The sequence below is a fragment of the Streptomyces sp. NPDC033180 genome, assembly GCF_055577645.1.
The window spans coordinates 95440-111277 of record NZ_JBVIPU010000004.1; the positions used below are offsets into that span (position 1 = coordinate 95440).

The following is a 15838-nucleotide window of genomic DNA, read 5'->3' on the forward strand; positions in this document are numbered from 1 at the left end:
GTTGGATTGTCAGTGGCGAGTGTCACCATCGCCGGATGACGATCGACTGGGACGCAGAGGCGGCCACCTTCGACGACGAGCCGGACCACGGACTGCGGGACGGGGCGGTGCGCGCCGCGTGGGCGCGGCGCCTGCGGGACTGGTTGCCGACGGCCCCCGGAGACGTCCTCGACCTGGGCTGCGGCACCGGAAGCCTCTCCTTGCTGGCCGCCGAGCGCGGGCATCGCGTCACGGCGGTGGACCTGTCCCCGACCATGGTGGAACGGGCCCGCGAGAAGCTGTCGGGGCACGCGGCTGAGGTACTGATCGGCGATGCGGACGCGCCCCCGGTTGAGGGTCGCCGCTTCGACGTGGTCCTGGCCCGGCATGTGCTGTGGATGCTGCCGGACCCGGAGGCGACGCTGCGGCACTGGTGCGGGCTGCTGCGGCCGGGGGGCCGCCTGGTCCTCATCGAGGGCGTGTGGGGCACGGCGAACCCGTCCGGTATCCCCGCGAGCCGTCTGATCGCGGCCCTGACGCCGACGGCGGCCCGTCTCCACTCCGAACGCCTGTCGGGCGACGAGCGGTTGTGGGGCAAGAGGGTGGAGGACGAGCGTTACGCGGTAGTGGCGGTCCTCCCCGCGGCACCCAGCCGTCACCAGGAGGTGGTGGACGTCCACCTCATCCTTCGCCGAGGCGACGAGGTGCTCCTCGCCCGCCGCGCCAACACCGGTTACGGAGACGGCTTGTTCAACCTCCCCTCCGGCCACGTGGAGCCCGGCGAGGACGTCCGTACGGCGGTGATCCGCGAGGCACGGGAGGAGATCGGCCTTGACCTCACCCCCGAGGACGTGAGCGCCGAGTTGGTCCTCCAGCACCGTGGCCCGGGCGAGGCGGCCCGCATCGGATGGTTCTTCGAGGCGCGGTACGGCGCGGGCGGCGAACCCCGCAACGCGGAGCCGGACAAGTGCGGCGAGCTCACCTGGCACAAGGTGGCCACACTGCCGGACGACATGGTGGCGTACTGCAGGGCGGCACTCGAGGCGTGGCGGGCGGGAGAGCGGTTCGCACTGCACTGGCAGGAGGAGGGGGACGCGGTGAGGTTCGAGAGGGGCGGGGCGGACAGGTCGGCAGCCCTCGCCCCCGCCCGGGGCGCGCACCATGTGGAGTTGTGGGTGCCGGACTTCGCTGCCGCAGAGGGCTCGTGGGGCTGGCTGCTGGGGGAGTTGGGGCATGTCCGTGAGCAGTGGTGGGAGGGCGGCGGCAGTTGGCGGCGGGGCACGACGTATGTGGTCCTTGAGCAGTCGCCGGACATGCGGGACGGGGGACACGACCGGCTGAGGCCCGGCCTGAACCACCTGGCTTTCCACGTGCCGGGCCCGGCGGAGCTCGACCGCCTGGTGGCGGAGGCTCCGGAGCACGGTTGGTCCTTGCTCTTTCCGGAGCGGCATCCGTACGCGGGAGGGGCGGAGCACTGTGCGGCGTATCTGGAGGACGGGGCGGGTTTCGAGGTGGAGCTCGTGGTCGGTGGCTGACGTTCGCCCGCCCCCGACCACTCGGTCAGCGGTCGCCGGGGGCGGTGGGCCCGGTAGCGGGCGGGGGCGGGGGCGGTGTCAGCGGGGCGCCATCGCGGGCCAGCTGCTCCAACTCGTCCAAGGCGGACAAGGCCCTGGACGCTGCCTCGGGGTCGCGGCTCGTCAGACCGCTTTCGGCGAACTCGTCCTCGTCCAGGCGGAGGATCGTCGTGCCGTCCGCCGAGCACCACAGGTCGAGGTCCAGGTCCTCCACCGTGAGGGTGGCGCCGTCCCGTACCGCGGGACGCGTCACGTCGCAGTACCAGCCCTTCAGGACGCCCGCGGATGTGCGGACCTCCTTCACGGCGTACCAGCGGTCGCGCCAGTAGTGCTCCGTGAAGACGTCGCCCGGCTCGAAGCGTACGAAGCCGAAGTCCCGTACCCCGGCGCCGGCCCAGGGCGCGCGGACCGTCACCACGGTGCCGTCGTCCGCGACGACCTCCGCCGGGTAGCGGATCTTCGTGCGGCCCGCCTTCATCAGGATGATGTCCAGCTGGTCAGCCGAGGTCTCGGACATGGCGTACCTCCGTCGCGCAGATCTCGTAGCCGAACCACTTGTTGATCGCCAGCATCGGCTCGTTGCCGGCGTCGTTTCCGGTGAACGCCTCCGTGTATCCGGCGGCCCGCGCCCGGTGCAGGGAGTCGTTCTTGGCGAGCTTGGCGAGTCCGCGTCCGCGGAACGCGCGTCCGGTGCCGGTCATGCCGCTCGCGTAGCGCGACGCGTCATCCGTGCGGGCCAGGGTGAAGGCGGACGGGCGGCCGTCCACGACTGCCACCGTGGTCAGTTCGCGGTTCACCAAAGGGTGGTTCCAGGTCTCCGCGAGCCAGTGCTCGTAGTCCGTGAACTCCGCGGCCACATCGCTCGGTTCGTCCGCCACGGTCTCCGCGTCCAGATCGAAGAGGGCGCGCGGGTCGTCCCCGAACTCCGCTCCCGTACGCAACTCCACCCCGGCGGGCGGCTCTTGGCGCGGCGGCAGCGGGCCGCCGGCCAGGTCGAGGCGCAGGAAGTGGGCCGAGCGGCTCGCGCGGTAGCCGCGTCCGGTGGCGAAGGCGCGGTTCGCGGGCTCGTCGAGGACCCAGGCGAAGACCGTGGTCGCCCCCTCGTCCGCCAGGTACTCCTCCGCCGTCCGCAGGATCAGTGAACCCGCGCCAAGACAACGCCGCTCCGGGAGTACGTAGACGTTGGCGAAGCCCTGGCCCGGTTCGGGGCTGTCGTAGGCGATGCCGACCTGCGCCGTGCCGATGATCTCCCCGTCGGCCTCGGCGGCCAACTGGAGGTACCGGGAGCCGGGATGGGCGTGCGCCAGGTCGAACCTGACCGAATCGGCGGTGGCGAGCATGGCGGGCACGCAGGCGCGACGGACGGCGGCGAAGGCCTCGGCGTCGGGTCTGTTTCCGGGGCGCAGGGCGCGGACTAGGACGGTCATGGGGCCGCACGCTACGCGCGGGGCACGTCGGGGTGCCTTCTATTTTCCGGAGGTGCGGGACAATCGCCGCGTGACTTTGAAGATCGAGATCGAGAGTGACGGCAGCGCCGGGGGCGGCGCCGGTGCGGGTGGCGTGCCGCCCTACGAGCAGGTGCGGGCCCAGATCGCCGAGCAGGCACGGGGCGGGACGCTGCCGGTGGGGTACAAGTTGCCGACCGTGCGGGGGCTCGCCCAGGAGCTGGGGCTCGCCGCCAACACGGTGGCCAAGGCGTATCGGGCCCTTGAGGCGGACGGGGTGATCGAGACGCGGGGGCGTCATGGGACGTTCGTCGCCGCGGCCGGGGACGCGGCCGCCCGGGAGGCGTCGGCCGCCGCCCAGGCCTTTGCCGAGCGGGTTCGGCGGCTGGGCCTCTCCGAGGAGGGGGCGTTGGCCGCTGCGCGAGATGCGCTGCGTGCGGCATACGGGGACTCGGGGTGAGCTTGCACTGCGGGGCGAACGGATGGGTCGGCGGGAGGAAATCGCCGCGAAGCGGCGGCCTGCCGGGCTACAGGTAGAGCCCCGCGTCCGCCCCGCCCCGGGGATCCGGGACCGACGTAGGGGACGTGCCGCGGCGCAACGCGTACAGCTCCGCCAGCGTCGCGCCCTCGCGAGAGACCCCCTCCTCCGTGCCGAGCCAGTCGATCGACTCGGCCCGGGTCAGGCCACCCACCTCGATGCGGGCGAGACACCGGCCGGGGCGGACCACCGCCGGGTGGAGCCGCTCCAGGTCCTCGTTCGTCGTGACGCCGACCAGGACGTTGCGACCCTGTCCGAGCAGCCCGTCCGTCAGGTTCAGCAACCGCGACAACGCCTGCCCCGCGGTGTGCTTCGCCTCCCCCCGGATCAGCTCGTCGCAGTCCTCCAGGAGCAGCAGCCGCCAGCGGCCCTTCGCCGTGCCGTCGTCCTCGCCGATCGCGATGTCCATCAAGTAGCCGACGTCACTGAACAGCCGCTCCGGGTCCAGGACACAGTCCACCTGGCACCAGTCGCGCCAGGACCGCGCGAGCGTGCGCAGCGCCGACGTCTTGCCCGTGCCGGGCGGGCCGTGCAGCAGCAGGAGGCGGCCCGAGATGTCCTCGGGGCCCGTCTTCATCAGGGAGTCCATGGCCTCGGCCACCGGCGCGGTGTAGTTCTCCCGCACCTCCTCCCACGTACCGGCGGCGATCTGCCGCGTGGTGCGGTGCGGGCCGCGCCTGGGGGAGACGTACCAGAACCCCATGGTCACGTTGTCCGGCTGGGGCTCCGGCTCGTCCTGCGAGCCGTCCGTCGCCTGCTTCAGGACCTTCTCCGCGAGGTCGGCGCTCGTCGCCGTCACCGTGACGTCCGCGCCGCGGTTCCAGCGCGAGATCAGGAGCGTCCAGCCGGCACCCTCGGCCAGCGTCGCGCTGCGGTCGTCGTCGCGGGCCGCGCGCAGCACCGTCGCCCCCGGCGGCAGCAGCGTGGAACCGGACTTGACGCGGTCGATGTTGGAACTGTGCGAGAAGGGCTGCTCGCCGGTGGCGAAGCGGCCGAGGAAGAGGGCGTCCACGACATCTGACGGAGAGTCGCTGTCGTCGACGTTGAGCCGGATCGGCAGGGTGTCCTGAGGGTTCGCAGACATGCCGCCATGATCCGGCACACAAGTGCCCGCGTGCATCCCGGTTTACGCACTCCGCCGTACTCCCGCCGCACTCCCGCCGCACTCCCTCGTACTTCGTCCGGTTGCGAACCTGTGGTACGGAACCTGTGCTACCGCCAACTGTCGCCGTTACTGTTGTCCTTGATGGCACGTCATGGGTGGAATTCGGGGGCACAGCGGTGGCGAATCGCCGCGCTGCTCGGCGTTGCTCTGGCCGCACTGGCCCTGATCCTGACCGTCACCACCACGCTTCCCGGTGGCGACTCGGGCACCGAAGGCACCACGCGCGACGGCGACAAGGTGCACGGCACCCCCGCCGTCCCGCCCGGCGAGGCGAAGCCGGCCGTCGGCTGGGGCTTCACCCACACCCAGTACAGCGCGGACGAGGGCGGCGACGCGGCCAGGCGACGCGCCGAGGAGCTGCTCGCCGGCCAACCGCGCCCGCTGCCGCAGATCCAGCACATCATGGGCTGGGGCGCGGGCAACCCCGAGCCGGTCAAGGGGCGTTACGACTTCTCGGCGATGGACCAGCGGATGGACTTCATCCGCGCCACCGACGGCACGCCGGTCATCACCCTGTGCTGCGCCCCGGACTGGATGAAGGGCGGCAAGCCCGGCGCGGACAACACCGACTGGAGCCAGCAGTCCCTGGAGACCGCCCCGGAACGCGCCCACTACAAGGACTACGCCAAGCTCGCGGCGACCGTGGCCAAACGCTATCCGGACGTACGGCACTTCATCGTCTGGAACGAGTTCAAGGGCTTCTGGAACAACGAAGAGGCCCGCTGGGACTACGAGGGATACACCGAGCTCTACAACCTGGTCTACAAGGAGCTCAAGAAGGTCAACAAGGACATCATGGTCGGCGGCCCCTACCTCGTCATGGACAGCGTCGACCCGCGCCAGACCGAGGGCGCCTCGACGGAGGTCGAGGGACCTTGGGGCCGCATGGACCAGCGGGTCCTCGACGCCTTCGACTACTGGAACAAGAACAAGGCGGGCGCGGACTTCGTCGTCGTGGACGGCTCCAGCTACACCGTCGACGACGAGCTGCTCCCCGACGAGTTCAAGGCCACCGACAAGCTCACGGCGGTCGGCAAGTGGGTGCGGGAGCGCACCGGAGACCTGCCGCTGTGGTGGGCCGAGTACTACGTGGAACCGGGCGACAGCGACGACAACCGCGACGACTGGTCCGAGCCGCACCGCGTCGCCGTCCACGCCACGGGACTGATGGCGATGGCCCGCGGCGGCGCGAGCAGCGGCTTCTACTGGAACCCGCAGAAAAGGGGCGAGACCTGCGCGGGCTGCCTGTGGCGCTCCACTCAACTCGACGACGGGGGCACGGAGTTGCCCATGCTGAAGATGCTCTCCCGGTTCAACGACGCGTTCCCGCCCGGCACGGAGTACGACAACGTCTCCGTCGCCGCCGACGACGCACCGAACGTCCGCGTCCTCGCCGACAAGGAGACCGTGCTCGTCGTGAACACCCTCGACCGCCCGATCGACGCGAAGATCGACGGCAAGCGGTTCGGGATGAAGGGGTACGAGGTGAAGTGGCTGAAGCGGTGATCCGCTTCAGCCCTCTCCGCCCCCCGTATCAAGCCATCGTCAGGAACCGCTGGATCAGCGAGGCGAGCAGCACCGCGAGCAGCGGCAGTGAGAACCAGAAACTGCTCTGCAGCCAGCGCAGCTGTCGCACGCTCGGCTCCCACGCCACCCGCACGACCTCACGGGTGACGAGCAGCAGGACCAGGGCGATCGCCGCGAGCGCGCCGATCACCGACCAGGGGGTCCATGTCACCTGCGGGCCGATCGGGCCGGGCTCGGCCTTCTCGACCTTGCCGTTCGGCTGCTTGCGCAGGGTGTAGAGGGTCGCGTCGTCGTTCGTGAGGACCTTCTTCAGCTCCTGGCGGTTGTCGAGATTCCTGATCAGCCGGGTGTCCCAGGTCCTGGAGTAGCCCACGTCCATCTGGAGATAGACCGTCTGACTCTTGTTGATCATCAGATACGAGTTGGGGCCGGCGTCCTTGAGCGCCTTCACCAGGCTGGAGACCAGGACCGGGTCGGCCGGGGCGAGGGTCGGGACGTACTGCACCTTCTCCATGTCGCGTGTGCCCCACGGCATCGCGGGCGTCACGTTGTTGAGCGTGTCGTCGCTCATCCACAGGAGCCGCACCGTCGGATCATCGTGCTCGTACACGTACTCCATCGCGGCGACCTCGCCGGCCCGGGTGCGCTCGAAGGGTTCGTTGCCCCAGCGCGCCACCAGGAAGCCGCCCATCAGGACGAGCCCCGCCATCAGTGCGGCCAGGGGCGCCAGACTCACCTTGTCGCGGTCCCGCTCCTTCGCGGTGATGCCCGCCCGCGGGAAGAACGCGAGCCCGGCGAGGAGCGCGGCGCCGGGCAGCGCGAACATGAAGACCCGCAGGGCCATCTCGCCGCCGTACGACTGCATGCCGAAGCCCAGGAACGGGATGAAGGTCAGGACGAGCAGCGAGCGTTCCGTGTACTTGTGATCGCGCCGCCGCCACCAGCCCCAGCAGGCGAACGCCATGACGCCGCCGGCCAGTGCCACGCGTGCGTACAGGACGAGTTGATGGGTCGAACTGCCGCCCTCGATCCGGCCGGACACCGACGAGGTCACATTGCCGCCGACGCCGCCGATCCCGCCGAACAGCTCGTCGAAGTGCCCCGACCAGTACGGCTCCGCGAGGAAGCCCACCCAGACGGCGACGAAGACCGCGAAGAGGATCGGCAGGCCGCGCAGCTCCGAACGGCCCACCAGGACGAGCCCGGCCAGGACACCGAGCATCACGAACGGCGTGAGCTGGTGCGCGGGGACCGTCGCCGCGAACAGGGCGATCAGGACGACGAGCAGGACCGCGCGCTGGCGCCGGTCGGCGGGTTCGACCTCCAGTTCGCCGGGGCGCCGCTTGGCCCACAGCACGTGCGGCGCGCGGAACCACACGAGGAGCACCGCGACGAACACCAGATAGAGCAGATACGTGAAGCCCTGCGGGGAGAAGTAGTCCTGGCCGACCCAGCCGCTCAGCGCGAAGATCCACAGACCGGCCCACCTGGCACGCCAGGACGCCCGCATGGAGCGCACCAGCAGGAACATCGGGGCCAGGTAGAGCAGTTGCATGGCCAGCGGCCACCAGCGGATCACCTCGGTCATGTCCGAGACACCGCACGCCTTCGCCACGAACGTGGCCGTGGCGAAGAACCCGGGCCAGCTCCAGCGCGCGTCCAGGTCGGGCACCGCGGAGCCGGTCCTGTCGACGTACTCCATGAAGCCCAGGTGCTGCCAGGCCGTCGCGAACCTCGGCTCGTCCTCGAGGACGGCCGGCAGCGCGTGCAGACACACCACCGTGGCGATCAGCGTCACCAGGAGCAGGGCCTTGTGCGGCCGTTCCGTCCAGAGCAGCGAGGCGAAGACGACCACGAGCAGGGCGGCCCCGACCAGGGTCGGCGCGGGCAGGATCGAGATGAGCCCGAGCCCGCCCATCGCGTCCAGATCGGCTTCGGTCATGCCCACGGTGGGCAGCCAGTACAGGGCGAGCGCGAAGGCGAGGAACAGCGCCATGAAGAGGGCGCGGCGGCGGGTGAGCGGCGCGGGCGCGACCACGGGCTCCGATGGGGTCTCCGCCGCACTTGGTGCGGTGCCCGGCTCCTCGGCGGGCGCGGTGACGGCCGACGACACCGAAGGCGGCAGCGGCGCCGACGAAGCCGGTTCGCGTGGCTTGACCGGTGTTCTCAGCGCCCAGGTCGGCCGGTGCTCCATGTCCTCCGTGTCCTGCACGTCCTCCCCCTCGCCCCCCGTGCCCGCCACCTTCCCGGAAGCGGGCTTCCTGGACGCGGACCTGCCCGACGCGGCCTTCCCGAAAGCCGGAGTCCCGGACGCGGGCGTGCCCGGCCCCGGACGCACGTCGGGCCTGCGCTCCGGATGCTCGAAGTCGGGCTGCACCGCCAGTTGCAGCGTGTCCGAGTCGAGCGACTCGCGCAGCGCCCAGGCGGGCCCGCGCGGCCGCTCCTTGCGCCGGCCCGCCTCGTCCGCGGCGGCCGTGGGCGGCGTCACGGGGGTCCCCAGATCCGCGAGATCGCCGTCCGGCGCCCCGCCGCCGTCCGACGTGGGCGGTCCGGCCCCCCGCACCACCCGGTACAGCTTCGGTGCCGCGATCGCCACGATCACCGCGAGGCTGCAGATCTCGGCGACACCCGCCCCCGTCAGACCCATCCGCGGCAGCAGAAGCAGCGTCAGACCGAGCACGAGGGCGCACAACAGGCCCTGCATCCAGGCGATCCCCGACGTACGGCTCTGGGCGCGCTGCACCGCGAAGTACGTCTCCATGACCACCCGCAGTGCCGCGCCCACCGCGAACCAGCGCAGCAGCGGAGTCGCCGCGTCCGCGTACCCCTGGCCGAAGACCCGCAGGATGAACGGCGCCCCGACGAAGAGGGCACCGCACACCGGCAGCATGATGCGCGCCATGCGGCGCAGCGCTGCCCGGGTGTTCGCCGCGAGCCGTGCCGGGTCGTGCGCGCCCTCGACGGTCAGCGAGGCGCCCATGTTGATGGCGAGCAGGTTGACCGTGCCGCCGATCGTGGTGGTGATGTAGAAGTACGCGTTGTCGACCGAGCTGACCTGCGAGGCGACGATCACCGGTACGAGATAGACCACGGCGAGCGAGAAGAGCGAGCCCGTGTAGTCGCCGGCCAGGAAGCGGCCCATCTCGCGCAGACTCGGCGGCCGCGTCTTGTCCTGGGTCGCCTTCACGTGCCGTGGCACGAGCCGCCGGAACACCAGCCAGCCCAGCGGGATGACCGACAGGGCGATCGCGGCCACCCACGAGACGAACACGCCCGCCGTCGGGATCGCCGCGGCCACCGCGATGAGCAGCCCCAGCTTGACGACCGAGAAGATCGTGTTGCCGACCGGCACCCACAGCGCGCTGCGCAGCCCCGTGAGCACCCCGTCCTGGAGGGTGAGCAGTGACCAGGCGACGACCGCGGCGATGAAACCGAGTCCGTTCAGTGGGCCGTGCAGGAACCTGTACGAGGGCCCCCACAGGTCGAGCGTGAACAGGAAGATCAGTGCGGCGAACGCGACGACGAGCGAACTGGTCGCGTACGTACGGAAGATGAGCTTGCCCGTGGCGCGTCCCGCGACGGGGATGAAGCGGGCGAGGGCCCCCGTCAGGGTGAGGGCGGTGAGCCCCGCGAGGAGCTTCATGGCGGCGATCGCCGCCGAGCCCTGGCCGACCGCCGACTCGGAGTAGTACCGAGCGGCGGCCAGCCAGAAGCCGACGCCGAGCACGCCGGAGATGCCGGTGTTCAGCATCAGCGCGTAGGCGTTGCGGAACAACGGACTCCCGCCACCGCCGCCGCCCCTTCCGGGCAGGCGCAGTCTGCGCGGCCTGCCCGACTTGCCGGACGGCGGACGCTGTTCGGTGCTCGGAGTCCCAGAGACGTCTGCCTGGGCGGTCGACGTGTCAGACACGGGTACGGGTTGCCTTCCGGCGGGCCTGGCGGGCTCTGCGGACCACGGCGTACCCCTTGGTGTGGGCACGGTCCCTGGCGAAGTTGCGGGCGATGGCACGGCCCTCGACGAGCCGTTCGAACTCCTCGATGCCGGTGGAGCGGCGCACGGTCACCCGCTGCATCGCGTACGGCCCCTGCGTACGCCGCGCGAGGCCGTTGCCGACCGCGAGCGACTGGGCGAATCCGGCACCGCGCACCGCGTGGCGCACTCGGCGGCTCGAATAGCCGTACGGGTAGGCGAAGGAGGTCGGCCGGGTGCCGAGTTCCTCGGTGACGATCTCCCTGCAGCGAAGGAGTTCGAACCAGAGGTCGTCGTCGTCCAGCTGGTCGAGCTGTGGGTGCGTATGGCTGTGCCCACCGATCTCCGTGCCCGACGCGGCCAGTTCGCGCACCTGGTCCCAGTCGAGCATCAGGTCGAGGCCGCCCCCGGTGTCGTGCGCTCCGCGCAGCCAGCCCGTGGAGACGAAGAGGGTCGAGGCGAAGCCGTGCTTGGCGAGCACGGGCAGCGCGTGGCGGTGTACGCCCTCGTAGCCGTCGTCGAAGGTGATCAGGACGGGCCTTGGCGGCAGGGCGCGGCCGGGAGTACGCCAGATCGCGGCGAGCCCGGCCGTGCTCAGCGGCGTGAAACCCCGCTCGCCGAGCAGCTCGAGCTGCTCGGCGAACGCCCCTGGAGACACGGACAACTGCCGTGTCTCCAGGGTCGGTTCATGCGCGATCGAGTGGTACATGAGTATCGGCACAGGAGCGTTCATGGCGGCCCCCCTCTGCCGATCGGTGCCCTGCTCATGCCGCAGCCCCCTCACCGTCCGCATCCGTCCCGATCTCCACGACCGAGAACGTGGCGCCTCCCCTGCGCGCGCGGACACTGCCGAGGACGTACCCCCCTGCCGCCGTGACCACGCCCGCCACAATGGCGCCCGCGCGGCCCGCACCGCCCGGACGTGCGAGCAGCGCGTCACGCAGACCGCGCCCGACCCCGGCCGGCAGGACGCGCGTGGCATACCGCCGCTCGGACTCAAGGCCCTTCTGCGCGCCGACGCTCCGGGCCACGAGGGCCTTGGAGAGGCCCTCCGCGTACGTCCGCGTGCGGAAGTACTGGAAGCGCTCCCGCGGCGCGGGGACCCGGTGGTGGATCACCGCGCGGTCGTCGATGAGCAGGATCGCGTCCGGCCGTGCCCGGGTGAGGCGGATGCACAGCTCCGTCTCCTCGCAGCCCAGCGGACGCTTGTCGCCGTCGCGCCCGATGCCGGTCGCGAAGCCGCCCGCCGCCTCGAACGCGGTGCGCCGGAAGGAGGCGTTGCCGCCCAGGACGTTGCGCACCCGCACGCGCCCCTCGGGCAGGCCCTTGTACGTACAGCCGACGACCCAGTCGAACTCCTCGGGGAACCAGGCGGGCCTGCGCCGTGACTCCCAGACGGGCATGGTGCGCCCGCCCACCGCGAAGACCTTCGGGTCGGCGTACCCCTCGGCGAAGTGGCGCAGCCAGTCCCGTTCGGCGACGGCGTCGTCGTCGAGGAACGCGATGATCTCGCCGCTGGAGGCGGCGATCCCGGTGTTGCGGCCCGCGGAGAGGCCGCGGGGGCCCGCGTTCGCGAGCACCCGCACCCCTTCGGTCTCCTTGTACTCCTTGGCGAGGCGGTCGAGGAGCGAGGCGTTGTGGTCCACCACGAGCAGCGTCTCCAGCGCCGTCAGTGACTGCGCCCGCACCGAGGAGACCGCCGCGAGGATGTCCTCCCAGCGGTCCTCGGTGTAGACGCAGATGACGACGGAGATGCCCGCGACCGTGCTTCCCCCGTGGTGTCCGAAACCGCTCAAGACACCTCTCCCTGGCGCGTGCGGAACGGAACACCACGGGCGCGGCGGCCCCGCCCGCGGCGGTTGGAGCGCTCCGTGAGGATCACCTTCAGGACGCGCAGCCCGTCGCGTACGGCGCTGAGGTTGCTGACGCCGTGGATGCGCAGGTACTCGTGGCTGGGGATCTCCTGCACCTTGAGCCCGGCCTTGACCACCCGGATGTTCATCAGGGTCTCCACCTCGAAGCCCGTGCAGTCGAGCTCGATCTTGTCGAGGCAGTGCCGCCAGAAGGCGTTGTAGCCGTAGCAAAGGTCGGTGTAGCGGGCGCCGAACTTGGCGTTCACGACGGAGCACAGGACGTGGTTGCCGAGCTTGCGGATCGGCGTCATGTCGTCCGTGGCGCCGCCGTTGGCGAACCGGGAGCCCTTGGCGAAGTCAGCGCCCGAGACGAGGGCGGAGACATAGCTGACGATCTCGTGCCCGTCGGCCGAGCCGTCCGCGTCGACCATCACGATGATGTCGCCGGTGCACGCCTCGAATCCGGTGATCAGGGCGTCGCCCTTGCCCTTGCCGAGCTGGCGGACGACCTTCACGCCCGGCCACAGCTCCCGTGCGACGGCCACCGTGTCATCGGTGGAATTGCCGTCCACCAGTACGACCTCGTGAATCCAGTCGGGCAGTGTCTTGAAAACGTAGGGAAGATTCTCCGCTTCGTTCATGGCGGGAATCACGACACTCACCGGCGGTGTGATCGCCAAGTGCGTCGTAATCGGACGGTAGTTCCCGGACAGCTTCGGCTGGTTTAACGGATTCTCGCCCGGCTCGACCGCCGGGTGTACGACAGAACTCATGAGTCTGATCCCTCTCGTCCGGTGGACCGCCCACCCCCGGGCAGTCCGGATATGTATCCGGTTCGAAAGGGGGGTTCTCACTTGCGCATGACGAAACAGATCTCCGTGCATGCCGAGTGAGCTGGCATCGCGCGGGACGTGACTCGGCGCGGATTCAGTCGCCGAGCACGGCACCCCCCTACCGCGCCCCGCGCCGGTTCCACCGCGATCTTGAGCCCTCCCCTAGATCGCAATGCGTGATGGACCGATGCGGGTGGATGTACGACGGTATTGATGATTGAGACCGTATGGCAAGACCTGGAACGAGGCCTCACCCTTTTGATGATTTGGCCAATCTTGGTGGTCACATATGGAGCGCTCTGTTCCTTCTCGCTCCCTCTTATTCCTTCTTTCTTGATCGGATTTGGCCCATGCGTTTCAGCAGCTTGTCGGCCGGTTCAAAGAGTTCCGGCCGTGACAGGACGGTGTTGCGCAGCGCCCTGACCGGAGCGCGCCGCGCCCGGTGACCGATCGCTGCCGGATGGCGCAGAGCCACCCACCCCTCGGACACGGTGAGTTCGCGTGTCTTCAGTGAGTCCTTGTACTGCTTCTGGCCCCGCCCCAGATCGAGATACGCGATGCCGTCGGCGGCGGCCGCCTCGGCCATGCGCAGATGCATGATCAGACCGGGCGAGTACTTGGCGAACGCCGGGTCGTAGGCCGGGAACCACTGGGCGATGACCCGCTCGGAGCGCATCCCGAAGTGTGCGGCGACGGGCACCTCGTCGACGTACAGCACGGAGAGCAGGCCGGCGAACTGCTCGGATCTGGTGTGGAGGAGCTGCCGCACGAGCTGATTGATCCAGGCCTGTGCGAAGCGGTCGCTGCGGCCGGTCCTGCGGTACTGGGCCGACTTCCACCCCATCAGGGTGCGAAGGGCCGCGGGATCGCGCTCGTCGTGCACGTAGCGCACGGTGCCGTGGTCGCGGCCGAGCCTGCGCTCCTTGGCGAGGGTCGTGCGGGCGAACTTCGGTGACTTCTCCTTGAGCCGGTGCAGGTATGCCTCGTACCCCTGGTCGATGTCCATGACGGGGGAGGCGAAGGAGCCGGAGGCGCCCGCCTCGAACGGCCCCTGCCCGCCTGCCAGATGGTCGAACTCGTACATCGCGAGCCCGCAGGCCCGCAGCAGCTCTCGCGCGTCCCAGGTGAAGCCGGGCCGGTGCACCAGGCCCTGGCAGTCGGAGACGCCGAGGCCGATGGCCCGGCCGACGCCGGTGATGGATCTCTGGAACGGGAAGAAGGCCGCCGGCTCGCCGCCCTCGCGTACGACCGCGATCCGCACCCCGCGCCGCCAGTGGCCCACCGCGAGGGTGAACTCGGGGGAGAGGAACGGATTGGCCAGCTCCGGCGAGCCGTTGAGATGGGCCTTGGACTGCAGCGCCGTCCAGGCCACCCGGTCCGCGGCGGTGAGTTCTCCGGGGCGGTGCACGGTGATGTCCACGTCAGGAGGTCCGCCTCGTCGGGGCACGGCGTCGCAGTCGCCGTGCGAGTACCAGCAGATAGATGAGCGAGCCGATCACGGTGATGGCGGCGACCCCGCCGCGCACCGACCACATGTGGAGGGCGAGCATCGCCTGGGCCACCAACAGGTTGACCGCGACGGCCCCGGAAACGGAAGCAATGATCCGGCCCCATGGGTCAAGCCCCCTGAGAGCGGCCGCTATCGCCGAGCCGGGCGCCGCAAGGAGAAAGAACAGGGTGAGGGGGCCGCGCAGCGGTGAATCGATGTCCGTGAGTGCGAGCATCGCGCCGACGGCGCCCACCGCCACGGCCGTGCCCGCGAGCAGCGAGAGCGCGTCCTCGCCTCGGACCGGCCGGTCGTCGGGCTCTCGCCCGGTGTCTGATGACGGTGCCTTGATCCTGATCGTCTGCATTGGCGACTTTGCCCCCCGACGCGCCGGATGCCGGGCTTCAATGTCGCGCAGTCCACGGCGGCGCGTCAAGATGCGGAGGGAGTGTGGAGATGTTCGCCGCAGGGCCCTTGAACCGCGACGGAACTCCCCGTGCGGGCAAGGGAATTGCAGAAGAACTCATTGACATGAACACTATCGACGCCCTGGGGGGAGTGGTACCACAGTCGTGGCAGAAATCCTGCTAAGGGAGGTTCCATGAGATTGTCCCGAATCACGGCATACGCTTCCTCACTCCTCCTCGCCACCGCCTTCGCCCTCACCGGGGCCACAGCGGCTCAAGCGGACCAGCAATCCGACCAACAGGCCGCGGCCACCGGCTATGTGGCGCTCGGCGACTCCTACTCGTCCGGCGTCGGAGCCGGCGGATACGACAGCGGCAGCGGCAACTGCAAGCGCACCCCCCGCGCGTACCCCGCGCTCTGGGCGGCCGCCAACTCACCCTCCAGCTTCAACTTCACGGCTTGCTCGGGCGCCCGTACGGGTGACGTGTTGGCCAATCAACTCGGCCCGCTCGGCTCCGGAACGGGCCTCGTCAGCCTCTCCGTGGGCGGCAACGACGCCGGCTTCGCCGACGTCATGACGACCTGCGTGCTCCAGTCCGAGAGCAACTGCCTCGCGCGCATCGCTCAGGCGCGCGGCTACGTCGAGACGACGCTGCCCGGCAACCTCGACAAGGTCTACTCGGCGATCAGCGCCAAGGCGCCTTCCGCCGAGGTCGTCGTGCTCGGCTACCCCCGCTTCTACAAGCTCGGCGGCGGTTGCATCGCGGGCCTCTCCGAGAAGGAGCGCGGCGCCATCAACAGCGCCGCCGACTTCCTCAACTCCACGACCGCCAAGCGCGCCGCCGACCACGGCTTCACCTTCGGCGATGTGTCCTCCACCTTCGCCGGGCACGAGATCTGCTCCGGCAACCCGTGGCTGCACAGCGTGAACTGGACCAACATCGGCGAGTCCTACCACCCCAAGGCCGCGGGCCAGTCCGGCGGCTACCTCCCCGTGTTCAGCGCCGCGGCGTCCTGACCCACCCCGTCCTGATCCACCCCGTCCTGATCCACTGCGTAC

General features: G+C 70.3%; 13 protein-coding genes. 4 read left to right on the plus strand and 9 right to left on the minus strand.

Going from position 1 to position 15838, the window contains the following annotated elements; genetic code table 11:
- Positions 1-35: 35 nt before the first annotated feature.
- Positions 36-1514, plus strand: a complete 1479-nt coding sequence (locus ACZ5WE_RS14365) for a methyltransferase domain-containing protein (RefSeq protein ID WP_467686944.1) — start codon at positions 36-38, stop codon at positions 1512-1514.
- A gap of 25 nt (positions 1515-1539) precedes the next feature.
- Here ACZ5WE_RS14365 and ACZ5WE_RS14370 read toward each other — a convergent pair whose 3' ends face one another.
- Complete coding sequence (locus ACZ5WE_RS14370) at positions 1540-2070, minus strand: ribonuclease FAU-1 family protein (RefSeq protein ID WP_467686943.1); 531 nt, start codon at positions 2068-2070, stop codon at positions 1540-1542.
- Positions 2051-2980 (minus strand): GNAT family N-acetyltransferase, encoded by a 930-nt coding sequence (locus tag ACZ5WE_RS14375; RefSeq protein ID WP_467686941.1) that lies wholly within the window; start codon positions 2978-2980, stop codon positions 2051-2053. Before ACZ5WE_RS14375 ends, ACZ5WE_RS14370 begins: the two co-directional genes overlap by 20 nt.
- A 70-nt stretch (positions 2981-3050) precedes the next feature.
- On the opposite strand from ACZ5WE_RS14375, the gene ACZ5WE_RS14380 reads away from it, so the two are divergent.
- Complete coding sequence (locus ACZ5WE_RS14380) at positions 3051-3458, plus strand: GntR family transcriptional regulator (RefSeq protein ID WP_467686939.1); 408 nt, start codon at positions 3051-3053, stop codon at positions 3456-3458.
- 67 nt (positions 3459-3525) lie between these two features.
- Here the strand turns inward: ACZ5WE_RS14380 and ACZ5WE_RS14385 are convergent, their stop codons facing one another.
- Positions 3526-4620, minus strand: a complete 1095-nt coding sequence (locus ACZ5WE_RS14385; protein WP_467686937.1) for a DUF5925 domain-containing protein — start codon at positions 4618-4620, stop codon at positions 3526-3528.
- Positions 4621-4782: 162 nt separating this feature from the next.
- Here ACZ5WE_RS14385 and ACZ5WE_RS14390 point away from each other — a divergent pair, with 162 nt between their 5' ends.
- Positions 4783-6207 carry a GH39 family glycosyl hydrolase gene (locus ACZ5WE_RS14390; RefSeq protein WP_467686935.1) on the plus strand — a complete coding sequence of 475 codons (1425 nt, stop codon included), beginning with the start codon at positions 4783-4785 and terminating at the stop codon, positions 6205-6207.
- 28 nt (positions 6208-6235) lie between these two features.
- Here ACZ5WE_RS14390 and ACZ5WE_RS14395 read toward each other — a convergent pair whose 3' ends face one another.
- The 6 genes from ACZ5WE_RS14395 to ACZ5WE_RS14420 form a co-directional block, all read right to left on the minus strand.
- Positions 6236-10138 (minus strand): lipopolysaccharide biosynthesis protein, encoded by a 3903-nt coding sequence (locus ACZ5WE_RS14395; protein ID WP_467686933.1) that lies wholly within the window; start codon positions 10136-10138, stop codon positions 6236-6238.
- A complete protein-coding gene (locus ACZ5WE_RS14400) occupies positions 10131-10931 on the minus strand; it encodes a polysaccharide deacetylase family protein (protein ID WP_467686931.1) in 801 nt (266 codons plus the stop codon). The genes ACZ5WE_RS14395 and ACZ5WE_RS14400 overlap by 8 nt, the downstream gene beginning before the upstream one ends.
- Before the next feature lie 31 nt (positions 10932-10962).
- Complete coding sequence (locus tag ACZ5WE_RS14405) at positions 10963-11994, minus strand: glycosyltransferase family 2 protein (protein ID WP_467686929.1); 1032 nt, start codon at positions 11992-11994, stop codon at positions 10963-10965.
- Entirely contained in the window at positions 11991-12824 is an 834-nt protein-coding gene (locus ACZ5WE_RS14410; RefSeq protein WP_467686927.1) for a glycosyltransferase family 2 protein, read from the minus strand. Before ACZ5WE_RS14410 ends, ACZ5WE_RS14405 begins: the two co-directional genes overlap by 4 nt.
- A 379-nt stretch (positions 12825-13203) precedes the next feature.
- Entirely contained in the window at positions 13204-14304 is a 1101-nt protein-coding gene (locus ACZ5WE_RS14415) for a GNAT family N-acetyltransferase (RefSeq protein ID WP_467686925.1), read from the minus strand.
- Between the two features lies 1 nt (position 14305).
- The gene (locus ACZ5WE_RS14420; RefSeq protein ID WP_467686923.1) at positions 14306-14737 is read right to left on the minus strand and encodes a hypothetical protein; all 432 of its coding nucleotides are present in this window, start codon (positions 14735-14737) and stop codon (positions 14306-14308) included.
- 234 nt (positions 14738-14971) lie between these two features.
- Between ACZ5WE_RS14420 and ACZ5WE_RS14425 the strand changes: the two genes are divergently transcribed.
- Positions 14972-15796 carry an SGNH/GDSL hydrolase family protein gene (locus ACZ5WE_RS14425; protein WP_467686921.1) on the plus strand — a complete coding sequence of 275 codons (825 nt, stop codon included), beginning with the start codon at positions 14972-14974 and terminating at the stop codon, positions 15794-15796.
- Positions 15797-15838 lie beyond the last annotated feature (42 nt).

Coding starts and splice junctions, on each gene's coding strand:
- ACZ5WE_RS14420 (WP_467686923.1), bottom strand. CDS start 14,737: ATGCAGACGATCAGGATCAAGGCACCGTCATCAGACACCGGGCGAGAG.
- ACZ5WE_RS14365 (WP_467686944.1), top strand. CDS start 36: ATGACGATCGACTGGGACGCAGAGGCGGCCACCTTCGACGACGAGCCG.
- ACZ5WE_RS14390 (WP_467686935.1), top strand. CDS start 4,783: ATGGCACGTCATGGGTGGAATTCGGGGGCACAGCGGTGGCGAATCGCC.
- ACZ5WE_RS14375 (WP_467686941.1), bottom strand. CDS start 2,980: ATGACCGTCCTAGTCCGCGCCCTGCGCCCCGGAAACAGACCCGACGCC.
- ACZ5WE_RS14385 (WP_467686937.1), bottom strand. CDS start 4,620: ATGTCTGCGAACCCTCAGGACACCCTGCCGATCCGGCTCAACGTCGAC.
- ACZ5WE_RS14410 (WP_467686927.1), bottom strand. CDS start 12,824: ATGAGTTCTGTCGTACACCCGGCGGTCGAGCCGGGCGAGAATCCGTTA.
- ACZ5WE_RS14370 (WP_467686943.1), bottom strand. CDS start 2,070: ATGTCCGAGACCTCGGCTGACCAGCTGGACATCATCCTGATGAAGGCG.
- ACZ5WE_RS14425 (WP_467686921.1), top strand. CDS start 14,972: ATGAGATTGTCCCGAATCACGGCATACGCTTCCTCACTCCTCCTCGCC.
- ACZ5WE_RS14400 (WP_467686931.1), bottom strand. CDS start 10,931: ATGAACGCTCCTGTGCCGATACTCATGTACCACTCGATCGCGCATGAA.